Origin of the sequence: Streptomyces calidiresistens, assembly GCF_014141525.1 — a bacterium.
GTDB classification, from domain to species: Bacteria; Actinomycetota; Actinomycetes; order Streptomycetales; family Streptomycetaceae; genus Streptomyces; species Streptomyces calidiresistens.
This window is the reverse complement of record NZ_VKHS01000492.1, coordinates 1-4251: the sequence shown is the minus strand read 5'-3', so window position 1 is coordinate 4251 and position 4251 is coordinate 1. Positions and strand designations below refer to the sequence as shown.

At 74.3% G+C, this 4251-nt stretch carries 4 protein-coding genes; 2 read left to right on the top strand and 2 right to left on the bottom strand.

What is annotated here, in order from left to right:
* Positions 1-28: 28 nt before the first annotated feature.
* Complete coding sequence (locus tag FOE67_RS18290; protein WP_182665641.1) at positions 29-937, top strand: metallophosphoesterase family protein; 909 nt, start codon at positions 29-31, stop codon at positions 935-937.
* 14 nt (positions 938-951) lie between these two features.
* On the top strand, positions 952-1311 hold the full coding sequence (locus FOE67_RS18285; RefSeq protein ID WP_182665639.1) for a GvpU-like protein: 360 nt from the start codon (positions 952-954) through the stop codon (positions 1309-1311).
* A gap of 49 nt (positions 1312-1360) precedes the next feature.
* Here FOE67_RS18285 and FOE67_RS18280 read toward each other — a convergent pair whose 3' ends face one another.
* Together FOE67_RS18280 and FOE67_RS18275 are read right to left on the bottom strand one after the other, a co-directional pair.
* Positions 1361-3004, bottom strand: coding sequence for an FAD-dependent oxidoreductase (locus FOE67_RS18280; protein WP_182665637.1), 1644 nt, complete (start codon positions 3002-3004; stop codon positions 1361-1363).
* Positions 3005-3125: 121 nt separating this feature from the next.
* Positions 3126-4251: polysaccharide deacetylase family protein (locus FOE67_RS18275; RefSeq protein ID WP_228474017.1), on the bottom strand; the 1126-nt coding region annotated here is incomplete at its 5' end.

Genomic DNA, 4251 nt, shown 5'->3' with positions numbered 1-4251 from the left:
CCCACCCACCGCGCGTACACTCCCCCTCATGCCGCGCCCGCGTTCCGGTCGCCTGACGGCCGTCGCCGACCTGCACGTCCGGTACCCCGAGAACCGCGCCCTCGCCGAGTCCCTGCGCCCCGAGCGCCCCGACGACTGGCTCCTGGTCGCCGGTGACGTCGGCGAATACCACGAGGATGTCGCCCGCACCCTGCGCCTGCTCGCCGACCGCTTCCGGACGGTGGTGTGGGCCCCGGGCAACCACGAGTTGTGGACGCCGAGGGACGACCCCGACACCTCGCGCGGCGTGGAGCGCTACCACCGACTCGTGACCCTCTGCCGCGAACTGGGCATCCACACCCCCGAGGACCCGTACCCCCTCTGGGAGAGCGGGGACGGACCGGTGGCGATCGCCCCCCTCTTCGTGCTCTACGACTACACCTGGCGGCCGCCCGGCGCCCGCGACCGCGACCACGCCCTGGAGATCGCCGGGAAGGCCGGGATCATGGGCACCGACGAGGCTCTGCTCCACCCCGACCCGCACGCCGGGCGCGACGCCTGGTGCGCCGAGCGCGTGGCCTACACCGAGCGCCGCCTGGCGGAACTCCCGCACGACCTGCCCACCGTGCTGGTCAATCACTTCCCGCTGATCCGCGAGCCGGTCCGCATCCTGCGGTACCCCGAGTTCGCCCTGTGGTGCGGCACCGACGCCACCGCCGACTGGGCGCACCGCTTCCGCGCCCGTGCCGTGGTCTACGGCCACCTGCACATCCCGCGCCTCATCCACGCCGACGGCGTGCCGCACATCGAGGTCTCGCTGGGCTATCCCCGGGAGTGGGGGCCGCGACCGGCGCCGCCCCGACTGCCGGTGGAGGTGCCCCTGGCCCCCGCCCCCGCGAACCGGGGTCTCCCGGACACCGGCCGGCCCGACCGACGGGCCCGAACGGGGCCGGGGTAGTAGAGTCGGTGACCGTGTCGAAGCCCGATGGTCTCCTCGTGGACATCGCAGCCGCCGTGGAGGCGGAGCAGAGCAACCAGATGGCGCTGACGGTCGTCGTGCAGGGCGCCGTCATCACGGGCCGGTTGGCCCCCGAGGCGGTGTGGCGGCGAAGAGTCGCCGAGGTCCTGCGGGACTCGGACCGCCTCGGCGCCTTCTCCCCGGTGCTGGAACCACCGGGCGAACCGTCGAAGGAACCCGAACACCTGCACTTCCACGTCGCCCGCATTCTCCAGGGCGGCTACGGCATCCCCACCACGGGTGGCATGTACCGCATCGCCATCGCGGACGTGGGCGCCTGGACGCTGGGCGACGTCGGCTACACCGACTCCTGACCCCGTCGGCGGCGGGACGGGAGCCCCGCCCGCCGCCGACCCGCTCCGGTCACGGCCTCCGGCCCCCACCGGCCGCCTCGCCGGCCCGGCGGGTGAGCAGGCCGCCGTCGAGGTTGCGCACGTCCCGGCCGTGTCCGGCGAGGATCCGTGCCGCGACGTGCCCCCGCGCGCCCACCCGGCAGTACACGATCACCCGGGAGTCGGGCGGCACCTCACCGAGCCGTTCGCGCAGCTCGTCCACCGGGATGTTCACCGCCCCCGGCAGGGCCCCGGCGGCGTACTCGGCGGGTGTGCGCACGTCCACCAGTGTCGCGCCGGCCTCCCGCGCCGCGTCCACCTCGTGCCACTGCACGGTCCGGGCGGTGCCGTCGGCGAGGTTCTCCGCGATGTGGCCCAGCATCGTGATCGGGTCGCGCGCCGCCCCGTAGGGCGGTGCGTAGGCCAGTTCGATGTCGGCCAGGCGCGGGGCGGGCAGTCCGGCGGCCATCGCCGTGGCCAGGACGTCGATCCGCTTGTCCACGCCCTCCCCGCCCACCGCCTGCGCGCCGAGGATCCGCTCGCTGCCCGGCTCCACCAGCAGCTTGAGCGACATCGGCTCCGCGCCGGGGTAGTAGCCGGCGTGCGAGGCCGGGTGGGTGTGGATCACCCGGTGGGGCCGCCCGGCGGCCCGCAGCCGGGTCTCCGACCAGCCGCAGGCCGCGACGGTGAGGTCGAGGACCCGCAGGATCGAGGTGCCCGCGCAGGGGCGTGCCGCCACGGGTCGGTCGAGGATCGCGTCGGCGGCCAGCCGGCCGTGTCGGTTGGCGAGGTTCGCCAGCGGGATGAGCACCGGCTCCCCGGAGAGGGCGTCGCGCTTCTCCGCCGCGTCGCCCACGGCGAGGATCCGCGGGTCCGAGGTGCGCATCCGCTCGTCCACGGCGATGCCGCCGCGCGGGCCGATGACCAACCCGGCGGCCCGGGCCAGGTCGATCTCCGGGCGCACACCCACCGCGAGCAGCACCAGGTCGGCGGGCAGTCGCTCCCCGTCGGAGGTCTCCACGGCGTCCGGCGGCACCCGCACCACCTTGGTACCGGTGCGGATCACCACGCCGTGCCGGGCCAACTCGGCCGCGGGTGCGACGGCCATCTCCGGGTCCAGGTGCGGCAGGATCCGATCGGCGAGTTCCACCAGGGTGACACCGAGGCCCCGCAGCCGCAGGTTCTCGGCCGTCTCCACGCCGATGAAGCCGCCGCCGATCACCACGGCGGTGCGGGCCCCGGTCCCGAGGCGCTCCAGCACGCGGTCGGTGTCGGTGACGTCCCGCAGGGTCAGGGCCCGCTCGACGCCGGGGACGTCGGGGACGACCGGCCGGGCGCCCGGGGCGAGCACCAGACGGTCCCAGCCCTCCTCGTACTCCTCCCCGGTGGTCAGGTCGCGGACCAGCAGGGTGCGGGCCTCCCGGTCCACGGCCAGCGCCTCGTGCCGCACCCGGATGTCCAGGGCCAGCCGCGCGGACAAGGAGGCGGGGGAGTGGGGGAGGAGTGCCTCCCGCTCCGCGATCACCCCGCCGACCCGGTAGGGCAGGCCACAGTTGGCGTAGGAGACGTGCGGGCCGCGTTCGAGGACGACGATCTCCGCCGACTCGTCCAGGCGGCGCAGTCGGGCGGCGGTGGACATGCCGCCCGCCACCCCTCCGACGACGATGGTCTTCACGTGGTGCTCCCCGGGCCGAGGCTCGCATACCCCTATGGGTATGATCCGACGTTCCCGAGCGTACGGGGGGCGGACCGCGACCACAGGTGCGCACCGGGCCCGCCCCGGGGACCGACCGGCCCTACGCGGTGACCACCGAGGACCACCCGCCCGCCGGGGCCTGCCCCGGACCCAACCCGCGCAGGTTCTCCAACACCACCGGGTCCTGGGCGTCCAGCCAGTCGCACAACTGTCGGAAGGAGACGAATCGCACGTCGTCCTCCCCGCCCGACCGCTCCGCCATCTCCACCAGCGCCTCCTCCACGGCGTCCATGTAGATGCCGCCGTTCCACTGCTGGAAGTGGTTCCCGATGAACAGCGGCGCGCGATTGCCCGCGTGCGCCCGTTCGAACCCCGCGACGAACGCTCCCCGCGCCTCGTCCCGCCACGCCCCGTGCCGCGCCGGATCGCCCTGCGTGCCCCCCGACTGGTTGACCATGATGTTGTAGTCCATCGACAACACCTCGAAGGAGCGCCCCGGGAACGGCACCAGTTGCAACGGCAGGTCCCAGATCCCGCCGCGCCGCTCCGGCCACACCTGGTGCCGCCCCGGCGAACTCGCGTCGTACCGCCATCCCAGCTCCGCCGCCGTCGGCAACAGGTTGTCCTGCCCCAACAGGCACGGCGTCCGACCCCCCACCAACTCCCGCCGGTAGTCGAACGGCAACGGCTCCAACTCCTCGAACCCGGTGTTCGTGCGCCACTCGGTGACGAAGCCGATCGCCTGCTCGATCTCGTCCCGCCACTCCTCCGGGGTCCAGTTCGCGACCGACCCCGAGCCCGCGCAGAAGTGGCCGTTGAAGTGCGTGCCGATCTCGTGCCCGTCCAACCAGGCCGTCCGCAGGTGGCGGATCGTCTCGCGGATCGCCCCGTCCGAGAGGTACCCGATGTCCGAGGCTCCCGGCGCGTTGCGCGGCGGCAGGTACCGCTCCTTCCGCGCCTCCGGCAGCAGGTACAGGCCGGACAGGAAGAACGTCATCGCCCCGCCGATCTCCTCCGCCACCCCCAGGAACCGGCCGAACAGCCCGTCGTCCAACGCCGCGGCCCCGTCCCACGACACCACCACGAACTGCGGGGGCCGCTCCCCGGCCTCCAGTCGCCGCACCTCCGGCTGCCGGGGCTGCGGCCCGGTGTCGGCCGTCGAACCGTCCCCGATGAGATGCGGGTTCTCCGTGCTCGGCCCCGGGTCCACGGTCTCCCCGCCCCCC

Bases quoted from the DNA above. Each gene is read 5' to 3' on its own strand.
- FOE67_RS18290 (WP_182665641.1), top strand. From the start codon at position 29: ATGCCGCGCCCGCGTTCCGGTCGCCTGACGGCCGTCGCCGACCTGCAC.